This is a genomic window from Thioalkalivibrio sp. ALE30, assembly GCF_000377465.1.
Lineage (GTDB): Bacteria > Pseudomonadota > Gammaproteobacteria > Ectothiorhodospirales > Ectothiorhodospiraceae > Thioalkalivibrio.
Map to the genome: position 1 here is coordinate 12,914 of NZ_KB898174.1, position 23,610 is coordinate 36,523.

The following is a 23,610-nucleotide window of genomic DNA, read 5'->3' on the forward strand; positions in this document are numbered from 1 at the left end:
GAGTCCGCCGGCCACAGGCCACCGGGGGCCGCCTTGCGGCGGTCCCGGCGCCCGCGCCGGAGGAAGCTCAGTGGTTGTGGCCTCCGTGGCCGTTATGTCCTCCATGCCCCCCGTGGCCGCCATGGCCTCCATGCCCGCCATGCGCATCGCGGCTGGGGGTCGGGAGCCCGTCGGAATCCGCACCCGCGACCTTGCCGCGGCGCACCGGATTGCCGAAATCCGGATCACTGCTCACGCGGCGGGCGACCTCCCCATCCGGGTGCCAGTACCAGCCGGGATCGCGGAAGTCCCCGGGCTCCAGGTCGTCACGCACCTTGATCAGGGTGAACATGCCGCCCATGCCGATGTTGCCGAACGGCCCCTGGCCCATGCCCATGGCCAGGGTGTTCTCCGGCCCGCGCATGTGGCCACCATCGGTATGGTCCTGGTGATCCGCCATGCCGTGTTCGCCCATGGCCATGTAGCCGGGCAGCAATGTGCGGATCTCCTCCTCCAGACCGGACTGGTCCACGCCCAGGGTGTTGGCGATGCCGTGACCCATCGGGTTCATGGTGTGGTGGGACATGTGGCAATGGAACGCCCAGTCACCCGGTGGCGCCACGAACTCGATATCGCGGGTCTGGCCGACCGCAACGATCTCGGTCGTCTCCTTGCGCCACTGCGCGCGCGGCCAGCGACCGCCATCGGAGCCGGTCACCTCGAACGACACCCCGTGCACATGCATCGGGTGGTTCCACATCGACAGGTTGCCCATGCGGATGCGCACCCGCTCGCCGGTCTTCGCCACCAGCGAGTCGATGGCCGGGAAGACCTTGGAGTTCATCGACCACAGATCGAAGTCGACCATGATCGACGGGTCCGGCGTGCGCGTGCCCGGGTGCAGCCCCCAGTTGTGCAGCAGGATCGCGTAGTCGCGGTCCACCGGCTCGATCTCGCCGTCCTTCGGGTGGATGATGAACATCCCCATCATCCCCATCGCCATCTGCACCATCTCGTCGGCATGCGGGTGGTACATGTGCGTCCCGTGCTGGTTCAGCTCGAACTCGTAGACGAAGGTCTCCCCCGGGTGGATCGGCGGCTGGGTCACGCCCTTCACCCCGTCCATGCCCGAAGGCAGATGGATGCCGTGCCAGTGCACCGAGGTGTACTCCGGCAGGCGGTTGGTCACGTAGATGCGAACCTTGTCGCCCTCCACCGCCTCGATGGTCGGCCCCGGGGTGGTGCCGTTGTAGCCCCAGCACTTGGCCACCGAACCGGGCGCGAACTCGTGCTCGATCTCCTCGGCGACCAGGTGGAACTCCTTCACGCCGTTGTTCATTTCGTACGGCAGGGTCCAGCCGTTCGGCGTATGCACCGGCATGTAGCCCTGTTCGGTGCGTTCGCCGGGCGTCGCATCGCCCTCGTTGTGGTGCTCGTGACCCGTTTCGGCCATCACCCGGGTCAGGGTGGTTGCCGGCAGCATTGCCGCGCCGGCGGCCAGCAGGAAGTTACGCCGTTTCATCAGTGATGCCCTCCGTGACCGTCGTTGCCGTGGTCACCGTGGTCGCCATGGTCATGATCTCCGTGATCTCCGTGATCTCCGTGATCCCCGTGATCCCCGTGATCCCCGTGATCCCCGTGATCCCCGTGATCCCCGTGCTCCCCGTGGTCCCCGTGGTCCCCGTGGTCCCCGTGGTCCCCGTGGCCCCCGTGACCGCCGTGACCGCCGTGACCGCCGTGACCGCCGTGACCGCCATGGTCTCCGTGATCCATCGCGGACGGGTCATGTTCGAGCGCGTCGGTTTCGAGATAGCCCTCGTCACCCGGCGCCCCGCCCGGCAGCTCGCCGGCCACGGTGAAGGCCAGGTCGACCCGGGCCCGCCAGTACTCGCCCAGTGCGGCCACCGCGCGCTGCCAGTCGGCCAGCTCTTCCTGCTTGGTCACGAGCAGGTCGAAGACATCGTCGAACATGAAGTTCACGCGCTCCTGCACGCGCTCCAGCTCGATCTCCCGGGCCGGCAGCAGTTCGTAGCGCTTGGTGCCGAACTTGTCGCGGTGATGGGCCAGGCGGACGAAGTGCTGGTGCACATCGGCGGTGACCGCCTGCTCCAGCCGGGCCCGGCGGGCCTCGCCGTCCTCCAGCCGCGCCTCGGCGCGGGCGATGCCGGCCTGGTTCTGGTTGAAGATCGGCAGGGTGAAGGAGATACCTCCGCCCCACAGGCGGGTGCCGTCCGTCTCGCGCTCGAACTCGATACCGGGCTCGATGTCGCCCAGCCAGCGATAGCGGCGCACCAGGGCCACACCCTCGGTCAGCCCCTCCAGGGCATGATCCAGGGCCCGCAGGTCCAGACGCTGCTCCAGGGCCTGCGCGACCAGGGCATCGCGATCGTCCACACCGGCCAGCGGCAACGGCAGCTTGCCGGGGACCTCCCAGCCATCCACCTGGCCGGGCAGCCCCATCAGGTGGGCCAGGCGCAGACGGGTTTCGCGCTCGCGCTGCCGCGCATCCTCGAGCTTCAGCCGGGCCTCGGCCGCACGGATGCGCAGCTGTGCCCGCTTCAGGTCGGGGATGTTGCCGGCGTCATAGAAGCGCTCGCCCAGCAGCGAGCCGAGATCCGCGGCGCGGGTCTCCAGCGCCTGCACCTGCGCCCGCTGGCGCGCGGCCACCGCGTCATACCAGGCACGCTCGGTGTCCGAGGCCAGGGCCACCATGCCTTCGGCCAGCTGCAGACGTGTGGACTCCCAGTGGGATTCAGCAATGTCCTGACGCGCACTGCGCATCAGCAGGCCGGAAATCCCCCAGGCCAGGCCGACCCCCGTCTCGTTGCCGCCACCGCCCTTGGGGCGCATCACCGACAGCGACAGGGTGGGGTTGGAAAACTGGGCGGCTTCGACCACATCGGCGGCCGTCAGATCCAGCTTGGCGTAGGCCTGCTGCATGCGCGGGTTGCGCCACAGGGCCTGATGAATGGCCTCCTCGAGCGTCAGCTCGCCAGAGGGGCGGGGCATCTCCGACTCGGGCAGGTCGATCCCCTGCACCGAGATGTCCTCCGCCAGGTCGGAGCGATCCAGCTCGGGCGCGGTGACCGCGCAGCCGGCGAGGAACAGCACCGACACGACGGGGAGCAGCAATCGGGTTGCTCGCATCGTGAAAATCTCCTTGATCGGACTTCGATTCCGCATCCCGCGCGAACGCGCGACACGGCCTTGCCATCCGCCAGCACCGGGTGGAAACCGGATAAGCGGACAGCCCCGGCGCTCGCGCCGGTACAGTCAGATCAGGAGAGGATGGGGGGGCGGTACAACGCGGCCGCAGGCGGACCGCTCTGGAAAGAATACAGGCGCATGGCCTGCGTGACCGGGGTCAGCAGGTGCATGCCGGTGATGGACGGCATGCCCTGGCAGTGGCTGCAGGCCGAGCAACTCGCCAGACAGGCGCCATCCAGGCAATCCGCGTGCACGATCACCCCGCTGGCGTCAGAGGAATCGGATGCTTCATGGGCGTGGTCGCCGCCATGCCGAGTATCGGCGGGACCGTCCTGCGCATGGTGATCATGGTGGTCGCCGTGCGCGTGATCATGCGAATGATCATGGTCCGCGTGATCCGCCGCCTTGTCGCCCTGCGACTGGGCCCCGTGCATCGCATGCCCGGCGTGCCCGTCTTCCACACTCGCAACCGCCGCGAGCGCCGGCAGGCCGGCAATCGCCAGCACCAGCATCCAGCACAGCAGTCGGTGGAAGACCCTTTTCACGTCGGCCAAACCTCGTTTGGGGCCATCTCGGCCCAGCAATCGGCGGTCAACATACCACACCCCACACCCTTGGGCGCCATCCCTGTAGGAGGCCAGCCCCCTGGCCGATTGGGACCAGACCAGCGCCCCATCGGCGAGAGGCTCGCCTCCTACAAATCCGGGGCTGGCCCTGTTGGCGCCAGCCCCCGGGGCAATCGGAGCCGTTCCTGCACCCCATCGGCCAGGGGGCTGGCCTCCTACGCGAGCGCGCGCTCGATCACGTCGCGCAGGTCGCGCGACAATTCGAGCGCGGCGAGGCGTTCGAGTTCCGCCCGCATCTGTTCGCCGCGAACGCTGTCCACCTTCTGCCAGCGGGTCAGCGGCTGGGCCAGGCGCGCGGCGGTCTGCGGGTTCATCGCGTCCAGCTTCTCGACAAAGCCGCCCATGCGGCGATAGCCCTCGCCGTCTTCCTGGTGGAAGTGGCGTTCGTTGCGGGCCATGAACGGCCCCAGCACCGCACGCACCCGGTTCGGGTTGGTCCAGCGGAACCCGGGGTGCTCCAGCAGCGCCTCCAGGCGCTCGAAGCCTCCGGGGACCTGGCTGCCGGCCTGCAGACCGAAGTACTTGTCCAGCACCAGCGGGTCGTCGCGGTAGCGCTGCTCGAAGTCCGTCAGCAGCACCTCGCGGGCCTCGTGATCCAGTTCGTTCACCGCGTTCAGCGCACCCATGCGCATGGTCATGCTGCGCGCCTTCTGGTACTGCGCCAGGGCCTCGGGCACCGCGGCCTGGTCGCGGGCCGCCACACGCAGCGCCAGCAGACGGTTGCGCAGCTGGCGCAGGCCCATCGCCTCGGCGGTGAAGGCACCATTGTCCACGTCGTCCAGCTTCGGCTGGATCTGCTGCATCGCGCCGGTCAGCGGGGCATAGAGGCGCTTCTCCAGGTCGTCGCGCTCCATGCGCAGGCGCACCGGATCGACGCGCTCGAACAACTCGGCCAGCTCGCGCGTGGGCGGCAGCTGCAGGATGGTCGCCAGCAGCACCGGCTCGATCGCCGGATCCTCGATCAGGGCGTGCAGGGCGTGCTCGATGGCGGCCTCCAGCGCGGAGTCGGCGGCGTCGTGCTCGATGCGCGCACGGATGGCGCGACGGAACAGGGTCTGCGCGGCCTCCCAGCGGGCGAAGGCATCATCGTCATGCGCCAGCAGGTGCGCCAGTTCGTCCACGCCCTGGTTGGCGTTCAGGATCACCGGGGCGGAGAAGCCGCGTAGCCAGGAGATCGCGGCCACCTCGGCGGACAGGTCCTCGAAGCAGAAGGTGTGCTCGGCGGCGTCCAGCTCCAGCACCCATTCGTCGCGCGCGGCTTCGTCGCCGTCCCGGCGCGCGCGGATGCGCTGGCCGTCGGCATCGAGAAAGGCCATGCGCACCGGGATCACCACCGGCTCCTTGTGCGCCTGGCCCGGGGTCGGCGGGGTCTCCTGCGCGAGTGTGATACGGGCCGGTCCGCCGGGGCCGTCGAACGCGGTGCCTGCGGTCACATGCGGCGTGCCGGCCTGAGTATACCAGCGCTTGAAACGGGCGAGATCGCGCCCGCTGGCCTCGGCCATCACCGCGACAAAGTCGTCCGTCGTCACGGCCTGACCGTCGAAGCGCTCGAAGTATAGGTCCAGCCCGCGGCGGAAGGCCTCGCGCCCGATCAGGGTGCGCAGCATGCGGATCAGCTCGGCGCCCTTCTCGTAGACGGTCAGGGTGTAGAAGTTGTTGATCTCGGCGTAGTGGTCCGGGCGCACCGGGTGCGCCAGCGGTCCGGCGTCCTCCGGGAACTGGAAGGCGCGCAGCATGGCGACATCGTCGATGCGCTTGACGCCGAACAGGGTGCAGTCGGTGGTGAATTCCTGGTCGCGGAAGACCGTGAGCCCTTCCTTGAGTGACAGCTGGAACCAGTCGCGGCAGGTCACGCGGTTGCCCGACCAGTTATGGAAATACTCGTGGGCGATCACCGACTCGATGGCGACAAAGTCACTGTCGGTGGCGGTGTCGGGGCTGGCGAGCACGTACTTGGCGTTGAACAGGTTCAGCCCCTTGTTCTCCATCGCCCCCATGTTGAAGTCGTCCACCGCGACGATCATGTACACGTCCAGGTCGTATTCGCGGCCGAAGGCCTCCTCGTCATAGCGCATCGCGCGCTTCAGCGACGCCAGCGCGTGGTCGCAGCGATCCGCGTTGTGCGCCTCGACATACAGTTCCAGCGCGACCTCGCGCCCGGACATGGTGGTGAAGGTGTCGCGCTGGCAGGCGAGATCCCCGGCGACCAGCGCAAACAGGTACGACGGCTTGGGGAACGGGTCCTCCCACACCGCGTAGTGGCGCCCGCCATCCAGCTCGCCGGCCTCCACGCGGTTGCCGTTCGCCAGCAGCACTGGGTACTGCGCCCGGTCCGCCTCCAGGCGCACGCGGTAGGTGGTCAGCACATCCGGGCGGTCGGGGAAGAAGGTGATGCGGCGAAAGCCCTCCGGCTCGCACTGGGTGCACAGGTTGCCGCTGGAGGCGTACAGGCCTTCCAGCGCGGTGTTCTGCTCCGGGTGGCAGCGGCTGACGATCTCCAGTCGCGCCGCCTCCGGCAGGCCGTGCAGCAGCAGGCCCTCGGCATCCTGCTCGAGCAGGCCCTCGCCCGGCTCCGCACCATCCACGGTCAGCGACACCAGCTCCACACCATCGCCGTACAGCCGCAGCGCCCCATTCGGCTCCGCCGCCTGCGGGTTGCGCCGCACCGCCATGCGCGTGGTCACCTCGGTGGTCGCCGCGGCCAGGTCAAAGTCCAGCTCCAGGCTCTCCACCACAAACGCCGGCGGCTGGTAATCGCTCAGATAAACCGCCTGGGGACTCGCATCACGCATTCCAAACTCCAGTTCAAAATCAAAATCACTGCAAAAGGTTTAACACGGCGCAACGGTCCCGGCGCCAAACCCGGACGCCAGCGCCGTCATTGCAACGCCCGGGCTCCTCGCGATGATGTGAGACCACCACCGTCATTGCGAGGAGCGCAGCGACGAAGCACAAAAGCGCGAAGCGCGTTGAACGGCCGCAGGCCGGCCCGCAGGGCGAGCGCAGCGAGTAATCTCCCGGCCCGAAACCACCGGGGCCCTCGAATCCACCGCACTGCCAGCCGCAGGAGATTGCTTCACCGCCTTCGGCGCCTCGCAATGACGGCGCCGGGGATCTGGCGCTGCGCGTCCAATCCGTTAGCATACCGCGCATGGAATGGATCGATATCTGCTTCAACCTCACCCACGAATCCTTCAACAAGGAACGCTCCGAGGTCCTCGAGCGCGCCCGCGAGGCCGGCGTCTCCTGGATGCTGATCACCGGCGCCGACGCCCACCAGAGCGAGAAGTGCCTGGAGATCGCCGACCAGTACCCGGACTGCTGCCGCGCCACCCTGGGCGTACACCCGCACCTGGCCAGACAGTGGACCGACGCGATCGCCGCGCGGTTCAGTGACCTCGCCCGCGCGGACGCCAACGTCGTCGCCATGGGCGAGATGGGGCTGGACTACAACCGCGACCACTCGCCGCGCCCGCAGCAGCGCATCGCCTTCGAGGCCCAGCTGGAGCTGGCCGCGGATCTCGGCCTGCCGGTGTTCCTGCACGAGCGCGACGCCCACCACGACTTCGCCCAGATCCTGCGCCGCTGGCGCGACAAGCTGCCGGCCGCCGTGGTGCACTGCTTCACCGGCGAGGCCGACGCCCTGGCCGAATACCTCGACCTCGACTGCCACATCGGCATCACCGGCTGGGTCTGCGACGAACGCCGCGGCACCCACCTGCACCCGCTGGTCCCGCGCATCCCGCGCGGCCGCCTGATGATCGAGACCGACGCGCCCTACCTGCTGCCACGCACCCTGCCCAAGGGCAGCGGCAAGAAGATCGGCAACGGCCGGCGCAACGAACCCGCCTTCCTCCCCCACATTGGCGAATACGTGGCCCAGCTGCGCGACGAGACCCCGGAAGACCTCGCCGCCCACACCACCGCCACCGCCCGCGCCTTCTACAGCCTGCCCGAAACCGCCGACGCCTGAGAGCAGCGATGGTGCCGTTCCTCGAGCGGTGGCGCAGTGAGCAACATCCAGCGCATTGTCATGGCCTGCAAGGGCGCGCAGGATGGTTGGTCCGATAGCGATTCGTGTGAGGAAGTGCGTATGAAGACTTCGGTGATTCTGACGGTGATCGGGCCGGACCGGCCGGGGCTGGTGAGCGCGGTGGCGGCGCGGGCTCGGTCGGCGGGCGGCAACTGGCTGGAAAGCCGGATGACGCAACTGGCCGGACAGTTTGCCGGAGTGGTACTGCTGGAGGTGGATACCGAGAATGCCGACGCGCTGGAGGCCGCGCTGCGCGGGCTGGCAGGCGACTCGCTGCAGGTGCATATCCAGCGCGGCAGCGAGCTGCCCCCGGCGGCGCGGCATCCGGTGGTGCTGGACCTGATCGGGCACGACCGACCGGGGATCGTGCAGGACATCACCGCCGTACTCTCGCGCCACGGCGTGAGTGTCGAGACGCTGGAGACGGCCTGCGAGCCGGGCTCGATGACCGGCGAGCCGATGTTCCGCGCAAAGGCCCGCCTGGGCGTGCCGGAAGGCCTGGACCTGCACACGCTGCAGGACGACCTGGAGGCCCTGGCCAACGAGTTGATGGTCGACCTCGAACTCCACGACCCGCTGCAGGAACCACCCGAGGCCGTAGCCTGACCGCCGCCCGACACAGGTAGGCAACATCCTGCAACCGTAGGGTGCCGTTGAGCGCAGCGAAACGCACCACTCCCCGCTCGGTGCATCCCCCGATGCGATTCGCTTCGCTCATCGCATCCTGCGACGTGGCGACGGGCAGACCCCGTTCCAATCAGGGTGCGGCGCGGTGGCGGCGGGCGGCGTCGAGGCGGCGGACGAAGTCCTGCATCAGGGTGGTGTAGAGGGTCTCGCCGAGGACCTTGTCCTCGATGCCGGCGTCGAGGTTGGGGTTGTCGTTGACCTCGATGACCATCACGCCGCGCGGGGTCTGCTTGAGATCGACGCCATAGAGGCCGTCGCCGATCAGGTTGGCGGCCTTCACGGCCGTCTTGACCACGGCGGCGGGCACGTCCGCCAGTGCCAGGGTGCGGAAGCCGCCCTCGCGCGGGCCACCCTTGGCGTCGTGATTGACGATCTGCCAGTGCTTGCGCGACATCAGGTACTGCGAGGCATACAGCGGCTGGCGGTTGAGCACGCCGATGCGCCAGTCGAACTCGGTGTAGACAAACTCCTGGGCGAGGATCAGATCGCTCTCCTTCAAGAGGCGTCGGGCGATGGATTCCAGCTCGGCGCGGTCGTTCGCCTTGAACACCCCGCGCGAGAAGCTGCCGTCCGGGATCTTGAGCACCACGGGATAGCCGATCTGTTCCTCCGCGCGCAGGATGGTCTCGCGGGTGAGGATCACGGTCTTTGGCGTCGGCACGCGATGGGCGGCCAGGCGCTCAGCCAGATAGACCTTGTTGGTGCAGCGCAGGATGGAGTCGGCATCGTCGATTACCACCATGCCCTCGGCCTCGGCCTTGCGCGCGAAGCGATAGGTGTAGTGGTCGATGGCGGTGGTCTCGCGGATGAACAGGGCGTCGAACTCCGCCAGTCGTGGCAGATCGCGCGCCTGGATCAGCTCGACATCCATCCCCTGTTCCTGCCCGGCGCGGGCGAAGCGCTTGAGCGTGGCCGGCGTGGACGGGGCCATCGCCTCGTCCGGGTTGTGCAGGATGGCCAGCTCGTAGCGCGCGCTGCGTGCCCCGCGGCGGCGGCGCCAGGGTTTGGAGAGGTAGCGCTCCAGCGCGGCGAAGAAGGCCGGCTCCTGCTCGGGTTCCAGCGCGTTCAGCGCGAACGAGCGAAGGGCGTGGATCTGCCAGCGTCCCTGCAGCCGGAACTCCACCCGGAACATCGGCGCGGGGAACAGGGCGAACAGCTGGCCGGCGATCTCCTGCAGCGCCGGCTCGTCGCACTGGCCGAACAGCACGGTCAGCTCCAGGCGCTCGGGCTGCGCGCCCTGGCGGCTGCGGCCCAGAACGCGTGCCACGCGCTCGTCCAGTTCCTCGGTATCCAGGCTGTAGATGGACTTGCGCGACAGGTCCTGCAGGGTGCGTACGCTGGGGATCACCCGGTGCCCGCGCGCCTCCGCCAGCAGCGAGCCGTAGTACCCGGCGGACAGGTAACGCTGGCTGCGGCACAGGTTGATCACACGCAGGTTGGCCGGGTCGTCGGCAGCGGGGCCACGCAGGTAGTCGTCAATAGCCATGACCGGAAGGTCGGGGAAGTGCGACTTCCAGTCCGCCCGGCGCTCGACCAGGATGCGGTGCTCAGGCATGCGCGCCCTCCGCCGTACGGCGCGGGCCGACGATCACCGCCGCCTGCAGCCCCGCGCGGCCGTAGCGCGCCATGCGCTCGAAGTCCGCACGCGCGATCGGCATGTTCACCGAGTCCACCGCGCGCCCCCCTTGCTCCACGTCCACGAACGGGTCATGCACGTAGACAAAGCGCTCGTCGAAGCCCGTCACCGTGACCCAGTGCGGGAAGCGCTCGGCATACAGCCGCACGCTGCTGATCAGCACCACCGGCACCCCGCCCTCGGCAAAGCGCGCCTCCAGCTGGGATACGTTCACCGGACCGTGCACCACCGGCACCCCCAGCTGTTCCAGCTCCTCGACCATGTCCTCCTGCACCAGCTGCATCACCTCCTTCTTCTCCGCGCTGCGCACGGAATCCGCGAACGCCACGCCGCGATCGCGCACCAGCAGTTCCACCTCGAACCCGCGATGGGCCGCGGCCAGCGCGAGCCCGTACGGCCCGCAGCCGCCGTGGCCCGAGGTCATAAAAATCGTGGTGGCGTCGCGCCACAGGCGCAGCTCCAAGCGCCGGTCCAGCTTCAGCGCCGGGTCCACCGTGCGCATCGCCATCATCAGCGCGGCCGGGCCGCAGGTGAACTCCAGCGTCTGCGCATAGTAGGGCGCGCGTACCAGCGCCGGATCGGGGCCGATCGCCAGCGACTTCTGCAGCCGCAGCGCATCCATGTGGTCCTCGTAGTAGTCGTCGATGGTGCCGAAGTCGCGATAGCCGAGCCCGCGGAACAGGGCCAGGCTGGCCGCATTGTCGCGCCGCACCTCCAAGCGCAGATCGGTCCGCCCGTGCTGGCGCGCCGCGTCTTCCGCCGCCTCCACCAGACGCCGTCCCAGCCCCTGGCCGCGCGCCCGCGCGCTGACCGCAATCGAGTACAGCCGCGCCAGCGACGTACCGCGGCTGAACAGCAGCATCACGTAGCCGAGCAAGCCCTCCCCGCCGGCATCCTCCGCCACCAGCGTGACCGCATGCCCACGCGTGAGCAGGTAGCGAAATTGCCGCCGCGAGATGCGATCGATCTCGAACGCCGCATCTTCCAGCGCGACTAGCGCCTCCAGATCCTCCACCGTGGCCGGACGGATCAAGGGCGATTCTGCGGCGGGCGCGACCCGTTGCTTGACCTGCTGGCTCACGCTCCTCTCCCGGCGGCGGACCGATCTCCATCGTAGCGCAACCACCGGGCGCCAATAGCCCGCTCCAGCAGGAATATTTGCCGACGGCAAGACCCCGGCTAACGCAGTGCCCTGGCCAGTTCGTCCAGGCTGCCGATGGTGGCCGTGGGCTCCCCACCCCAGGGGTCGAACAGCCGCTGCCGCGCCCGGTCGAGCCAGACCGTACGCATGGCCGCAGCCTGCGCACCGATCACGTCGAAGGGGTTGCCTGAAACCAGCCATGCCTGCTGGGGCAGCACATTCGCCCTCTGCAGGAAATGCCGGTACACGCGCGGGTCCGGCTTGAAGCAGCCGATCTCGTCCACGCTGACGAGATCCTCGAAGCGATCCTCCAGGCCGGCGTTCCGCAACAGCCCGCTGACCGTCTCAGCCGTCCCGTTGGAGAACGCAAACAGGCGGTGTCCGTCCGCGCGCAGCTCGTCCAGGGCCGACCCTGCATCGGCGAAGGCCGGGAGCTCTCGGTAGCACCGCAACAACTCCGCCTCCTGCTCCGCTTCGAGCGCGATACCCAGTGCCTCGCAGCAGTACCGCAGCGCCTGCTCAGTGCAGGTATCGAAATCCGCGTACGCCCCCATCAGCCCGCGCCGGAAGGTGTACTCCAGCTGCTTCTCGCGCCAGGCACGTGCCAGCACCGGTGCCCGCTCGCCAATCCACCCTTCGAGCGTCGCCGTAACCCCCTGGGTATCGATCAGCGTCCCGTACACATCAAACGCCAGCGTCTGCCGCATAGCCCCTCCCGGATGTAACCACCAAACCGCCATCTCGCACTACCGGCCGCAAGATGCCAGTATGAGAATTCCGCTTGCGCCGGTCATCGCCCCCAGCGATACCAGGAAGATGGTGACATGAAGATCAAAGACCTTATTGACGAAGCCGAGTCCCTGCCCGTGGAAGAGCGCGCTCTGGTGGTCGATTCCCTCCTGCGCAGCCTGAACCCGCCCGATGCGGGCGTGGACCGCAAATGGGCGGAGGTCTCGCGGAAGCGCCTGGAAGAGATCCGCTCGGGCACAGTCGAAGCGATTCCGGGCGAACAGGTCTTCGAGAGGATATGGAGCCGGTTTGAACGATGAGTTTTCGCTTTCACCCGGAAGCGGAGCAAGAACTCACCGAGGCCGTTCAGTACTACGAAGAAATCGAGCCCCGCCTCGGGAACGATTTTGCAGTTGAAGTGTTTGCAGCGGTGCAACGCGCCATCGCCTACCCGCGTGCCTGGACCGTTCTGGAGGGCGAAGTGCGGCGCTCATTCGTGAAGCGGTTTCCGTATGGGGTTCTCTACGCAGAAGAGGACGGGGCATCCTGATTCTCGCGGTCATGCACCTGCACCGCCACCCGGATTACTGGAAGGAACGCACACGGGAAGGCTGATGACTGCCCCCCAGACAGCGGCAGCCATGCGGCTGGCCAAGGATCTGGACATGCGGGTACGACACGGCACACTGAGTGCGATGTCCCGTCAATCGAAGCACTGGAGTCGTCGATGAGCATGCAGGAGACCATTACCCGGAAGCTGGAGGAGCGCTTTGCGCCCGAGCATCTGGAGGTGGTGAACGAGAGCCACATGCACAACGTGCCGCCGGGTTCGGAGTCGCATTTCAAAGTGACGGTGGTGTCCGAGGCCTTTCGTGATCAGAAGCTGATCGCGCGGCACCGGCTGGTGAATCAGGCCCTGGCCGACGAGCTGGCCGGGGGCATCCATGCCCTGGCGCTGCACACGCTGGACCCGGACCAGTGGTTCGAGCGTGCCGGCAAGGTCGCCGACTCCCCACCCTGCATGGGTGGCGACGGCGGCAAGGCCTGATCCCTTGCCAATAGCGGACACCCCCGCGGCCAACTCGGCCGTGGATGACGTCCTGCGCGCCCGGCTGGAAGCGCCCGGGCTGATGGACCTGCTCGGCCAGATCGAGGCCAGCCTGAACCCGGCGGCCAGCCACCCGCCGCTGGCGGGCGTATCTGAACACCTGGGGCCGGACCGCCACATCGTGCTGTGGCTGATCGACGGCTTCGCCACCCGCTATCGCCGCCACACGCCGCTGCTGGGCGCGGACTACGTGACGGACCTCGAGACCGTGTTCCCCAGCACCACGGCCACCGCGATTACCAGCATCCTGACCGGGCGCACGCCCGCACAGCACGGCCTGCTCGGCTGGCACACCCGCCTGCCGTCCGCCGAGCGCACGCTGACGGTGCTGATGGGCCAGGAGCGCGACACCGAGGACCGCCCGGCCACGCTCGGCTACCGCGAGCTGACCGGCCGCGTACAACCGGACCGCCTGGTCGACCGGCTCGGCTGCCACACCACCATGATCGGCCCGGACTGGATCGGCGGCACGCCGTACAACCGCATGATGAACGGCTCCGCCGCGTTCATCGGCTTCGAGGACCTGTCCGAGCTGCCGGCACGGGTGGCCGCGCATGTGAACGCGACGCCGGGGCCGCATTTCACCTACGTCTACTGGTCGGAGCTCGACCACCTGGGACACCAATACGGCCCGGAGAGCCCGGAGGTGGAGCGCCACCTGAAGCAGCTGGACCTGGCCTACACCGCAACCTGCGCGCAGATCCAGCGCCCCGAGAGCATCTTTCTGACCACCGCCGACCACGGCATGCGCACGATGGAGCAACGCCTGGACCTGCGCGAGCACCCGGCGGTGCAGGCCTGCCTGCGCCACCGCCTGACCGGCGAGCCGCGCGCGGCCATCGCCCACGTGCGCGAAGGACGCGACACGGACTTCCTGACGGCCCTGGACGCGGCCTTCGGCGCGGACGTGTCCGTCATTCCCGCGGCCGACTGGCTGAGCCCCGGCACACTGGGCCTGCCCCCGGGGCATGACCGGGAGCACCCCGAGCTGCGGGCGCGCGCCGGCGACTACCTCCTGCTGCCCGCCGAGGACGCCTATCTGGTGGACCCGCCGGCCGACGACGAGGGCCCGTTCTTCATTGGCGCCCACGGCGGACTCTCCCCCGAGGAGCGCCATATTCCCCTGTTTCTTCGGAATATCGGCCAGACGCGGTAAACTGCTGGGTTTGTTCGCGGTCGAAAGATCGCGGCTAGCCGAAAACCGATCTCGAGATCCCATGAACGACACCGCCGACCAGACCTACAACAACGCTGCCCAGAACCTGATCGAGCTGGCCAACCGGCTCGCCGACGACGGCCAGGCCGCCGAGACCGGCGACGTCGCCGACGGCCTGCTGGCCGGTGCCGTGCACTTCTGGCTGTACAGCCGCCAGCCCTGCGGCGATCCGTTGTGCAAGGACTGCGCCCCGTTCGCGGACGCCGAGAGCCGTCTGGCCATGCTGCACGAGCTGATCGACGAACTGGCGCGCGACAGCGACTACTTCCACGCCACCACCGACACCACCGTCGGCCACGCCTGACCCGCCCACCGGCGTTTCCCCTCGATGCCGGTCACGCCCTTTCGCCCCGCGACCGATACCTGGTTCGGCGAGGCCTTCGGGCAGGCGACCGCGATCCAGTCGCGCGGCTGGCCCGCGATCCGGGCCGGCCACCACTGCCTGCTGATCGCCCCCACCGGCAGCGGCAAGACCCTCGCCGCGTTCCTCAGCGCCATTGACCGCCTGACCGGCGAGCCCGCACCGGATGCCCGTCACGGCTACTCGGTGCTGTACATCTCGCCGCTGAAGGCGCTGGCCACCGACATCGAACGCAACCTGCGCGCCCCGCTGACCGGCATCGCGCAGACCGCCGCGCGTCTGGGCCAGACCGTAGGCGAGAGCGCAAGCGAGCCGGTGGTACACATCCGCACCGGCGACACCCCGCAGGCCGAGCGTCGCGCCCAGGCCCGCGAACCCGGCGACATCCTGGTGACCACCCCCGAGTCGCTGTACCTGCTGCTGGGCTCAAAGGCCGCGGAGAACCTCGAGTCCATCCACACGGTGATCATCGACGAGGTGCATGCGCTGGCCGGCAACAAGCGCGGCGCGCATCTCGCCCTGTCGCTGGAACGCCTGGCCGAACGCTGCGGGGAGGACCCGCAGCGCATCGGGCTGTCCGCCACCGTGCACCCGGTGGAGGTGGCGCGCGGCTTCCTTGGCGGCGACCGCGAGGTGGAGGTGATCGACGCCGCCGAGCCCCCGCGTCTGGACCTGGAGATCCTCGCCCCCGAGGAGCCGCCCGCCGAGCACGCACCCGCCACCGTCGAGGCCACGGAGGCGACCAGCCCAATCCCGTCCGGCTCCATCCTCGGCGCGGTGTACGGCCAGGGCACCGGGCAGCTCCCCACCGCTGGCGGCGACCGCGCCGTACGCCTGGAGCCGCGCCTGCTGGCCGCGATCCTCGAGCACCGATCCACCATCGTGTTCGTCAACAGTCGCGGGCTGTGCGAGCGTCTGGTGCAGCGCATCAACGAGGCCTGGCGCGAACAACAGCCGGAGGATGCCGAACCGGTGGAGGACCTGGTCGCCGCTCACCACGGCAGCGTGTCCCACGAGCGCCGCGCCGAGATCGAGGGCCGTCTGAAGACCGGGCGCCTGCGCGGCATCGTCGCGACCAGTTCGCTGGAGCTCGGCATCGACATGGGCGCGGTGGACCTGGTGATCATGGTCGAATCCCCCGGCGCGGTCGCGCGCGGGCTGCAGCGCGCCGGGCGTGCCGGGCACGGCGTGGGCCAGGTCTCGCGCTCGCTGCTGCTGCCGCGCTTTCGCGGCGACCTGCTCGAATGCGCGGTGATCGGCGAGCGCATGCAGGCCGGCGCGCTGGAACCGATCCACGCCCCGCACAACCCGCTGGACGTACTCGCCCAGCAGATCGTCGCGATGGTCTGCGAACGCCCGCGCACGGTGGACGAGCTGTACGCGCTGGTCCGCCGCGCCGCGCCCTGGCGCGAGCTGTCGCGGCCACTGCTCGAGGCCACGCTGGACATGCTCTCCGGCCACTACCCGAGCACCGACTTCGCCGACCTGCGCCCCTGGCTCGCCTGGGACCGCGCCCGCGACGAGCTGACCCCGCGCCGGGGGGCGGCACTGGCCGCGCGCCTGAACGCCGGGACCATCCCCGACCGCGGGCTGTACGGCGTGCATGTCGGCGAGGGCGGGCCGCGCATCGGCGAACTGGACGAGGAGATGGTGTTCGAGCTGAAGACCGGCGAGAACGTGACCCTGGGTGCCAGCACCTGGCACGTGGAGGCGATCACCCGTGACCGCGTGCTCGTCTCCCCCGCCCCCGGCGAGGTCGGCAAGCTCCCGTTCTGGCATGGCGACGGCCCCGGCCGCCCGATCCAGCTCGGCCAGGCCATCGGCGCCGCCACCGAGCGGCTGGCACGCATGGGCCGCGCCGAGCGCGCGGCCTGGCTCCGGGAACACGCGCCACTGTCGGAGGCGGCGGTGGAGACCCTCAGCGACTACATCGACGAGCAGCGCGAGGCCACCGGACAGCTGCCCTCCGACCAGCGCATCGTGGTCGAACGCTTCCGCGACGAGGTTGGCGACTGGCGCGTCTGCATCCTGACGCCATTCGGCGCGCGCGTGCACGCCCCCTGGGCGCTGGCCCTGCAGGGCGCGCTGACTAGCCGCTCCGGCTTCGAGGTGCAGGTGATGTACACCGACGACGGCATCGTGCTGCGCCTGGCCGACAGCGAGGACCTGCCCGAGCTGGACGCCTTGTTCCCCGACCCGGAGGAACTGGAGGAGGCGGTCACCCGCGAGCTGGGCAACTCCACCCTGTTCGCCAGCGCCTTTCGCGAAAACGCGGCGCGCGCCCTGCTGCTGGTACGCAACCGCCCCGGCCAGCGCACCCCGCTGTGGGCGCAGCGGCTGAAGTCGCAGCAGCTGCTGGCCTCGGTGCGCGAGTACGCGAGCTTCCCGGTGGTGCTGGAGACCTACCGCCAGGTGCTGGCCGACGTGTTCGACCTGGACGCCCTGCGCCAGATCCTGCGCGGGGTGCAGGAACGCCGCATCCGCGTACACGAGGTGGAGACGCCGCAGGCCTCGCCGTTCGCCCGCAGCCTGGTGTTCGCCTACGTCGCGGCCTACATCTACGAGCAGGACGCGCCGATGGCCGAGCGCAAGGCCCAGGCGCTGACGCTGGACCGCGGCATGCTGGCCGAACTGCTGGGCCAGGCCGAGCTGCGCGAGCTGATCGACCCCGAGGCCCTGGCCGAGCTGGAGGCCGAGCTGGCGCACGCCACCGAGGCGACCCGGGTGCAAGACGCCGACGCGCTGCACGACCTGCTGCGCCGGCGCGGGGACCTGACCCCGGACGAGGTCGCGGCCGCCTGCGCCGAGGCGCCGGGGCCGTGGCTGGAACAGCTCACCCGATCCCTGCGCGCGGTGGAGGTACGCATCGCCGGCGCGCCGCGCTGGATCGCCTCCGAGGACGCCGCGCTGTACCGCGATGCCCTGGGCGTGGTGCCCCCGCCCGGCCTGCCCGCCGCCTTCCTGGAACCGCCGCAGCGCCCGCTGGAACAGCTGCTGCGCCGCTACGCCCGTACCCACGGACCGTTCCGCAACGAGGACCTGGGCGCTCGCTATGGCCTCGCGCCGGGCGCCCTGCTGCCGGCGCTCGAGAGCCTGGAACGTGCCGGCGTGCTGCTGCGCGGCGAGATCCGCCCGCAGGGCACCGGCGAGGACTGGTGCGAACTGGACATCCTGCGGCGACTGAAACGCCGCACCCTGGCGCGGCTGCGCGACGAGGCGGCCGCGGTCGATGCCCGTGCGCTGGGCCGCTTCCTGCCCGCCTGGCAAGGCCTGACCGAGCCCGGCCGCGGGGCCGGCGCCCTGCGCGACACGCTGACGCAACTGGAGGGCATCGCCCTGCCCTGGTCCGCCTGGACCGCCCACGTACTGCCGATGCGGGTGCGCGACTTCTCGCTGGATGCGCTCGACCGCATCACCGCCTCCGGGGAGTTCGTATGGGTGGGCAGTGGTGCGCTGGGCCAGCGCGACGGGCGCATCCGCTTCCTGCGCCGCGAACAGGCAATGGTGCTGCTGGAGCCGGAGGCCGATGCCACGGATACCCCCACCAACGACGACCCGCTGGCGCAGGCGATCCTGGAGGCCCTGGACCGGCGCGGCGCCTGCTTCTACCTGGAGCTGGAACGCGCGGCCCGCAGCGCACAGCCGGATGCCCGCCAGGACGCGATCGAAACCGCGATCTGGGACCTGGTCTGGGCCGGGCAGATCACCAATGACACCTTCGCGCCGCTGCGCAGCCTGGGCCAGCGCAGGACCTCCGCGCGCGGCCGGCGACGCCCGGGACAGGGTCTGGCCGGCGGGCGCTGGTCACGGGTCGCCGAGCTGATCGACCCCGGCGTGTCGCTGACCGAGCGCGCCCGCGAACAGGCCGAGAACCTGCTGGCCCGCTACGGTGTGGTCAGCCGCGATATGGCCCGCGCCGAGGGCCTGCCGGGCGGCTTCGGGCGCGTGTATCCCGTCTACCGCGCGATGGGGGACACCGGCAAGCTGCGCCGCGGCCACTTCGTGGAGGGCCTGACTGGCGCGCAGTTCGCCCGCGCTGGCGCGGTGGACCGCCTGCGCGCCCTGGAACGAGCGGCCGACGACACCCCCGAACCGCAGTGGCTGGCAAGCGTCGACCCGGCCAGCCCCTGGGGCCAGCTCCTGCCCTGGCCGCAGCCGCCGGAAGCGGCCGAGGGCCGCCTGCGCCGGGTCGCCGGGGCGCTGGTAGCCCTGGCCGGCGGCCAGCCGCTGCTGTACCTGGCCGCCTCCGGTCGCCAACTGTTCGTCTGGGAGACCATCCCCGGCATCGACACCGGCGAGGCCCACGCGGCACTCGTCACCGAGGCGATTCGTCAGCTCGCCAGCAGCGCCTGGCTGCCGAAGCGCCGCGGCATCACCATCGAGAGCATCAACGGCGAACCCGCCCGCCAGTCCCCGTTCGCCGCCGCCCTGCGCGCCGGCGGTGCCATGGGCGAGGTCCGCGGCCTGCGCCTGGAACCGCCCGCCGGACGCCGCTAACCCACCTTGCAGGGAAAGGGCCAGGAAGGGCTTTTCACCACAGAGCGCACAGAGGCCACGGAGAAGTTCGGTTTGTGGTCTGCAGGAAGACGGGGAGGTTGGAAGAAGGGCTTTCGGGTTGTGGAGGATTGGGCGAAATTCGTCGCAGCGCGGCGTTCACATGCCCCCAGCCAGTAGGAGCCTGCTCGCAGGCGAAGCCCCTGCCCATGGTGGTGCAACCCGGAAGTCGTCAGGTGGAGAGGACCTGCCCTAGGGCGGCGAGGAACGCGTCGTTCTCGTCGGGCCGGCCGACGGTTACGCGCAGGCAGTCGGCGAGCAGGGGGTGCGCGCGGCCGACGTCCTTGATCAGGATCCCGGCGTCGCGCAGGGCGGCGAAGGTCGCATGCCCCGCCCCGGCGCGTACCCGGAACAGGATGAAGTTGGCCTGGCTGGGAAAGACCTGCTCGACGCCCGTCGTCGCAGTCAGGCGCTCGCTCAGGCGGTCGCGTTCCTCGATGATGCCTCGGGCCTGGGCATCCAGCGCCTCGCGGTGCTCCAGGGCGAAGGCCACGGAGCGCTGGGTCAGGGTGTTGATGTTGTACGGCAGGCGCAGGCGGTCCAGCGCGTCGACCCAGGCCGGGGTTCCGGCCAGATAGCCGAGCCGTGCGCCGGCGAGGCCCAGCTTGGAGACCGTGCGCATCACCATCAGCCCGTCATCCTCGCCAACGCGCGCGAGGAAGCTGTGCGCAGCGAACGGGGCGTAGGCCTCGTCGACCACGGTGACGCCCGGGTTCTCGTCGACGATCGTCTCCACGGTCGCGGCGTCGTCGAGCGTCCCGGTGGGATTGTTGGGATAGGCGAGGAACACCACGGCCGGGTTGTGCTCGGCCATCGCCTTGCGCATCGCCGCGAGATCCAGGGTGAAGTCCGCGTTCAGGGGCACGCCGACGAACGGCACACCCAGCGCACGGGCCAGCACCCCGTACATCACGAAGGTCGGCTCCGGGGCCAGCACCGGTCGGCCGGAGCCGGCGATCGCCGTGATCAGGATCTGAATCAGTTCGTCGGAGCCATTGCCGAACATCAGCCCGGCCGCTTCCGGCACCCCGTGGGCAGCGCGCACCTGTGCAGCCAGACCCTGCGCCTGCGCGTCGGGATAGCGGTTCAGTTGCGGATCACGCAGGGCCGCCAGCCAGGCGTCTTCCAGCTCCCCCGGCCAGGGATGCGGGTTTTCCATCGCGTCCAGCTTGATCAGGCCGGTGGCGTCGGCCACCTGGTAAGCCGGCTGCGCCAGCACCTCCGGGCGCATCAGGGCGTCCGGAGTCCGGGTCGCACGGGCGGTCATCGAGTGCGCAGTTCGGCGGATCGCGCGTGCGCGGTCAGGCCCTCGCCGTGCGCCAGCGCGGCGGCGGTCGTGCCGAGCTTCGCCGCGCCCGCGGCCGAGCAGTGGATGATGCTGGAGCGCTTCTGGAAGTCGTACACCCCCAGCGGCGAGGAGAAGCGCGCGGTACGCGAGGTCGGCAACACGTGGTTGGGCCCGGCGCAGTAGTCGCCCAGGGCCTCGGAGGTGTAGCGGCCCATGAAGATCGCGCCGGCGTGACGCAGGCCGGCGTCCAGCATCGCCTGCGGATCGGCCACGGACAGCTCCAGGTGTTCCGGGGCGATGCGGTTGGCAACGGCAACGGCCTCGGCCGAGTCGCGTACCTTCACCAGCGCCCCGCGCTTGTCGAGGCTGGTGCGAATGATCTCGGCGCGCGGCATCTCGGCCAGCAGGCGGTCCATGGCCTCCGCGACGCGGTCGAGGAAGGCCGCATCCCAGGACAGCAGGATGGACTGGGCCTGTTCGTCATGCTCGGCCTGCGAGAACAGGTCGGCCGCGATCCAGTCCGGGTCGGTCTCGCCGTCGCAGACCACCAGGATCTCCGACGGTCCGGCGATCATGTCGATGCCGACCGTGCCGAACACCTCGCGCTTGGCCGCGGCCACGAAGATGTTGCCGGGGCCGACGATCTTGTCCACCGCCGGGATGGTATCGGTGCCATAGGCCAGGGCCGCCACCGCCTGGGCGCCGCCCACGGTGAACACGCGGTCCACCCCGGCCACGGCGGCCGCGGCCAGCACCAGATCATTCAGTTCGCCGCCCGGGGCGGGCACGACCATCACCAGCAGCTCGACGCCGGCGACCTTCGCCGGGACCGCGTTCATCAGCACGGAGGACGGGTAGGCCGCCTTGCCACCGGGCACATACAGGCCGACGGAATCCAGCGCGGTCACGCGCTGACCGAGGACCGTGCCGTCTTCGTCGGTGAAGTCCCAGTCCTGCATCTTCTGGTGTTCGGCGTACTGGCGGATGCGCGCGGCGGCGGTCTCCAATGCCGCGCGCTGCTCCGGCGGGATCGACTCCAGCGCGGCCTGCAGGCGCTCGTGCGGGATCTCCAGGTCCGCGACCGCAGGGCGATCGAGGCGATCGAATTTGGCGGTGTAGCGCAGCACGGCCGCGTCACCCTCGGCGCGCACGGCCCCCAGGATCTCGTCCACCGCATCGCGTACGCCGGTGTCGGCAACGGACTCCCAGGACAGCAGGTGCTCCAGGGCCTGGTCGAAATCGGGCTGCTGGGTATCGAGTCGGGCAATGGAGGGCATGGCGTATTCCTCGGTTCAGACGGGCACGGACGTCTTGTCAGGCAGGCACGGGCGTCTTGCGGCGGGCCCGCACGGCCTCGGCCAGCAGGCGCAGGGTGGCCTCGCTGTCGTCCCAGCCCATGCAGGCATCGGTAATGCTCTGGCCGTATTTCAGCGGCTTGCCGGGCAGGATGTCCTGGCGGCCGCCGGTCAGGTGGCTCTCCAGCATCACACCCATGATGCGTCGGTCACCGCCGGCGATCTGTTCGCCCAGCACCCGTGCCACCTCGACCTGCTGTTGCGGGTCCTTGCGGCTGTTCGCGTGGCTGCAGTCGACCATCACCATCTCCGGCAGCTCGGCCATGCGCAGCTCCTTGCATGCCTGTTCGATGCTCGCGGCATCGTAGTTCGGCTGCTTGCCGCCGCGCAGGATGATGTGACAGTCGTCGTTGCCGGTGGTGGAAAAGATCGCCGAGCGACCGGCCTTGGTCACCGACAGGAAGTGGTGCGGGCGCGAGGCCGAGCGGATCGCGTCGATCGCCACCCGCAGGCTGCCGTCGGTGGAGTTCTTGAAGCCCACCGGGCAGGACAGGCCGGAGGCCAGTTCGCGGTGCACCTGGCTCTCGGTAGTGCGTGCGCCGATCGCGCCCCAGGCGACCAGGTCCGCGATGTACTGCGGGCTGATCAGGTCGAGGTATTCGGTAGCCGCCGGCATGCCCTTGACCGCCAGATCGCGCAGCAGCCCGCGCGCCACGCGCAGGCCCTTGTTGATGTGGAAGCTGCCGTCCAGGTCCGGGTCGTTGATCAGGCCCTTCCAGCCGACCGTGGTGCGCGGCTTCTCGAAGTACACCCGCATCACGATGTGCAGGGCATCGGAGAGTTCCTCGCGCAGGGTCTTCAGGTGATCGGCATAGTCCAGCGCGGCATCCACGTCGTGGATCGAGCAGGGGCCGACGATCACCTGCAGGCGATCGTCCTCGCCGTGCAGGATGCGATGGCAGGCCTGGCGTGCCTCGAACACGGTGTCGGCGGCCGCATCGGTGATCGGCAGCTCCTCGCGGACGGTGTCCGGGGCGGACACCTCCTGGATTTCGCGGATTCGGAGGTCGTCGGTATCGGCGGTCATGGTGTTCTCGGTTACGTCGTCGCGGGCGTGACGGCCTCCCGCAGGCCCTCGATGAGATTTTGAATGGTTCTATGTCGCATCTTCATGGCTGCCTGGTTCACGATCAACCGGGAACTGATAGGGGTAATCAGCTCCAGCGGCTCCAGGCCATTGGCCTTGAGGGTGTTCCCGGTATCGACCAGGTCCACGATGTAGTCGGCCAGACCGACCAGCGGCGCCAGTTCCATCGAGCCGTAGAGCTTGATGATCTCCACCTGGCGGCCCTGCTGGGCGAAATAGTTCTGCGTGATGTTCACGAACTTGGTGGCGATGCGCAGGCGCTGCTGCGGGTCCGGCTGCTGGCCCGGGCGCCCCGCCAGCATCAGGCGGCACTGGGCGATGTGCAGGTCCAGCGGCTCGTACAGCCCCGCGGCCCCGTGCTCCATCAGGACATCCTTGCCGGCCACGCCAATGGATGCCGCCCCGTGCTGCACATAGGTCGGCACGTCGGTCGCGCGCACCACCACGATCTTCACGTCCTCGCGGTTGGTGTCGAGGATCAGCTTGCGCGTCTTGTCCGGATCCTCCAGCAGTTCAATCCCGGCGCTGGCCAGCAGCGGCAGGGTGTCCTTGAGGATACGGCCCTTGGACAGGGCGATGGTCAGGGCGTTGGGATCCATCATG

The 23,610-nt window shown here is 69.5% G+C and carries 18 protein-coding genes and 1 pseudogene; 8 read left to right on the top strand and 11 right to left on the bottom strand.

What is annotated here, in order from left to right; genetic code table 11:
• Positions 1 to 67 precede the first annotated feature (67 nt).
• The 4 genes from D107_RS0110350 to pepN all read right to left on the bottom strand — a co-directional run bounded on the left by D107_RS0110350 (position 68) and on the right by pepN (position 6,604).
• Entirely contained in the window at positions 68 to 1,501 is a 1,434-nt protein-coding gene (locus D107_RS0110350; protein ID WP_018881397.1) for a multicopper oxidase family protein, read from the bottom strand.
• Positions 1,501 to 3,111 carry a TolC family protein gene (locus D107_RS0110355; RefSeq protein WP_018881398.1) on the bottom strand — a complete coding sequence of 537 codons (1,611 nt, stop codon included), beginning with the start codon at positions 3,109 to 3,111 and terminating at the stop codon, positions 1,501 to 1,503. Before D107_RS0110355 ends, D107_RS0110350 begins: the two co-directional genes overlap by 1 nt.
• Before the next feature lie 146 nt (positions 3,112 to 3,257).
• Entirely contained in the window at positions 3,258 to 3,698 is a 441-nt protein-coding gene (locus tag D107_RS0110360; RefSeq protein WP_018881399.1) for a hypothetical protein, read from the bottom strand.
• Between the two features lie 269 nt (positions 3,699 to 3,967).
• Positions 3,968 to 6,604: an aminopeptidase N gene (gene pepN / locus D107_RS0110365; RefSeq protein ID WP_018881400.1), complete on the bottom strand. Its 2,637-nt coding sequence runs from the start codon at positions 6,602 to 6,604 to the stop codon at positions 3,968 to 3,970.
• Positions 6,605 to 6,963: 359 nt separating this feature from the next.
• Between pepN and D107_RS0110370 the strand changes: the two genes are divergently transcribed.
• Both D107_RS0110370 and D107_RS0110375 read left to right on the top strand, forming a co-directional pair.
• A complete protein-coding gene (locus D107_RS0110370; RefSeq protein WP_018881401.1) occupies positions 6,964 to 7,785 on the top strand; it encodes a TatD family hydrolase in 822 nt (273 codons plus the stop codon).
• Positions 7,786 to 7,905: 120 nt separating this feature from the next.
• Complete coding sequence (locus tag D107_RS0110375) at positions 7,906 to 8,451, top strand: glycine cleavage system protein R (protein ID WP_018876500.1); 546 nt, start codon at positions 7,906 to 7,908, stop codon at positions 8,449 to 8,451.
• 151 nt (positions 8,452 to 8,602) lie between these two features.
• On the opposite strand, the gene D107_RS0110380 is transcribed toward D107_RS0110375, so the two are convergent.
• The 3 genes from D107_RS0110380 to D107_RS0110390 form a co-directional block, all read right to left on the bottom strand.
• Positions 8,603 to 10,087 (bottom strand): RimK family protein, encoded by a 1,485-nt coding sequence (locus D107_RS0110380; protein WP_018881402.1) that lies wholly within the window; start codon positions 10,085 to 10,087, stop codon positions 8,603 to 8,605.
• Entirely contained in the window at positions 10,080 to 11,249 is a 1,170-nt protein-coding gene (locus D107_RS0110385) for a GNAT family N-acetyltransferase/peptidase C39 family protein (protein WP_018881403.1), read from the bottom strand. The genes D107_RS0110380 and D107_RS0110385 overlap by 8 nt, the downstream gene beginning before the upstream one ends.
• 98 nt (positions 11,250 to 11,347) lie before the next feature.
• Positions 11,348 to 12,016 carry a haloacid dehalogenase type II gene (locus D107_RS0110390; protein ID WP_018881404.1) on the bottom strand — a complete coding sequence of 223 codons (669 nt, stop codon included), beginning with the start codon at positions 12,014 to 12,016 and terminating at the stop codon, positions 11,348 to 11,350.
• A 117-nt stretch (positions 12,017 to 12,133) separates the two neighbouring features.
• Here D107_RS0110390 and D107_RS0110395 point away from each other — a divergent pair, with 117 nt between their 5' ends.
• The 6 genes and pseudogenes from D107_RS0110395 to D107_RS0110420 all read left to right on the top strand — a co-directional run bounded on the left by D107_RS0110395 (position 12,134) and on the right by D107_RS0110420 (position 19,220).
• Positions 12,134 to 12,358: an addiction module protein gene (locus D107_RS0110395; RefSeq protein WP_018138966.1), complete on the top strand. Its 225-nt coding sequence runs from the start codon at positions 12,134 to 12,136 to the stop codon at positions 12,356 to 12,358.
• Positions 12,355 to 12,653: pseudogene (locus D107_RS13340) on the top strand (type II toxin-antitoxin system RelE/ParE family toxin). The gene D107_RS0110395 and the pseudogene D107_RS13340 overlap by 4 nt, the downstream one beginning before the upstream one ends.
• 112 nt (positions 12,654 to 12,765) lie before the next feature.
• Positions 12,766 to 13,086, top strand: coding sequence for a BolA family transcriptional regulator (locus D107_RS0110405; RefSeq protein ID WP_017925236.1), 321 nt, complete (start codon positions 12,766 to 12,768; stop codon positions 13,084 to 13,086).
• Between the two features lie 82 nt (positions 13,087 to 13,168).
• Complete coding sequence (locus D107_RS0110410; RefSeq protein ID WP_018881405.1) at positions 13,169 to 14,302, top strand: alkaline phosphatase family protein; 1,134 nt, start codon at positions 13,169 to 13,171, stop codon at positions 14,300 to 14,302.
• A gap of 61 nt (positions 14,303 to 14,363) precedes the next feature.
• A complete protein-coding gene (locus D107_RS0110415) occupies positions 14,364 to 14,666 on the top strand; it encodes a hypothetical protein (protein WP_018880004.1) in 303 nt (100 codons plus the stop codon).
• A 24-nt stretch (positions 14,667 to 14,690) separates the two neighbouring features.
• Entirely contained in the window at positions 14,691 to 19,220 is a 4,530-nt protein-coding gene (locus D107_RS0110420) for a DEAD/DEAH box helicase (RefSeq protein ID WP_018881406.1), read from the top strand.
• Positions 19,221 to 19,449: 229 nt separating this feature from the next.
• Here the strand turns inward: D107_RS0110420 and hisC are convergent, their stop codons facing one another.
• Genes hisC through hisG form a run of 4 tightly spaced genes read right to left on the bottom strand, consistent with a single transcriptional unit; the run spans position 19,450 to position 23,609 of the window.
• Positions 19,450 to 20,544, bottom strand: coding sequence for a histidinol-phosphate transaminase (hisC, locus tag D107_RS0110425; RefSeq protein ID WP_018880006.1), 1,095 nt, complete (start codon positions 20,542 to 20,544; stop codon positions 19,450 to 19,452).
• Complete coding sequence (hisD, locus tag D107_RS0110430; RefSeq protein WP_018881408.1) at positions 20,541 to 21,842, bottom strand: histidinol dehydrogenase; 1,302 nt, start codon at positions 21,840 to 21,842, stop codon at positions 20,541 to 20,543. The genes hisC and hisD overlap by 4 nt, the downstream gene beginning before the upstream one ends.
• Before the next feature lie 37 nt (positions 21,843 to 21,879).
• The gene (locus tag D107_RS0110435) at positions 21,880 to 22,947 is read right to left on the bottom strand and encodes a 3-deoxy-7-phosphoheptulonate synthase (protein WP_017942744.1); all 1,068 of its coding nucleotides are present in this window, start codon (positions 22,945 to 22,947) and stop codon (positions 21,880 to 21,882) included.
• Between the two features lie 11 nt (positions 22,948 to 22,958).
• The gene (hisG, locus tag D107_RS0110440) at positions 22,959 to 23,609 is read right to left on the bottom strand and encodes an ATP phosphoribosyltransferase (protein ID WP_017942743.1); all 651 of its coding nucleotides are present in this window, start codon (positions 23,607 to 23,609) and stop codon (positions 22,959 to 22,961) included.
• Position 23,610: the final 1 nt, after the last annotated feature.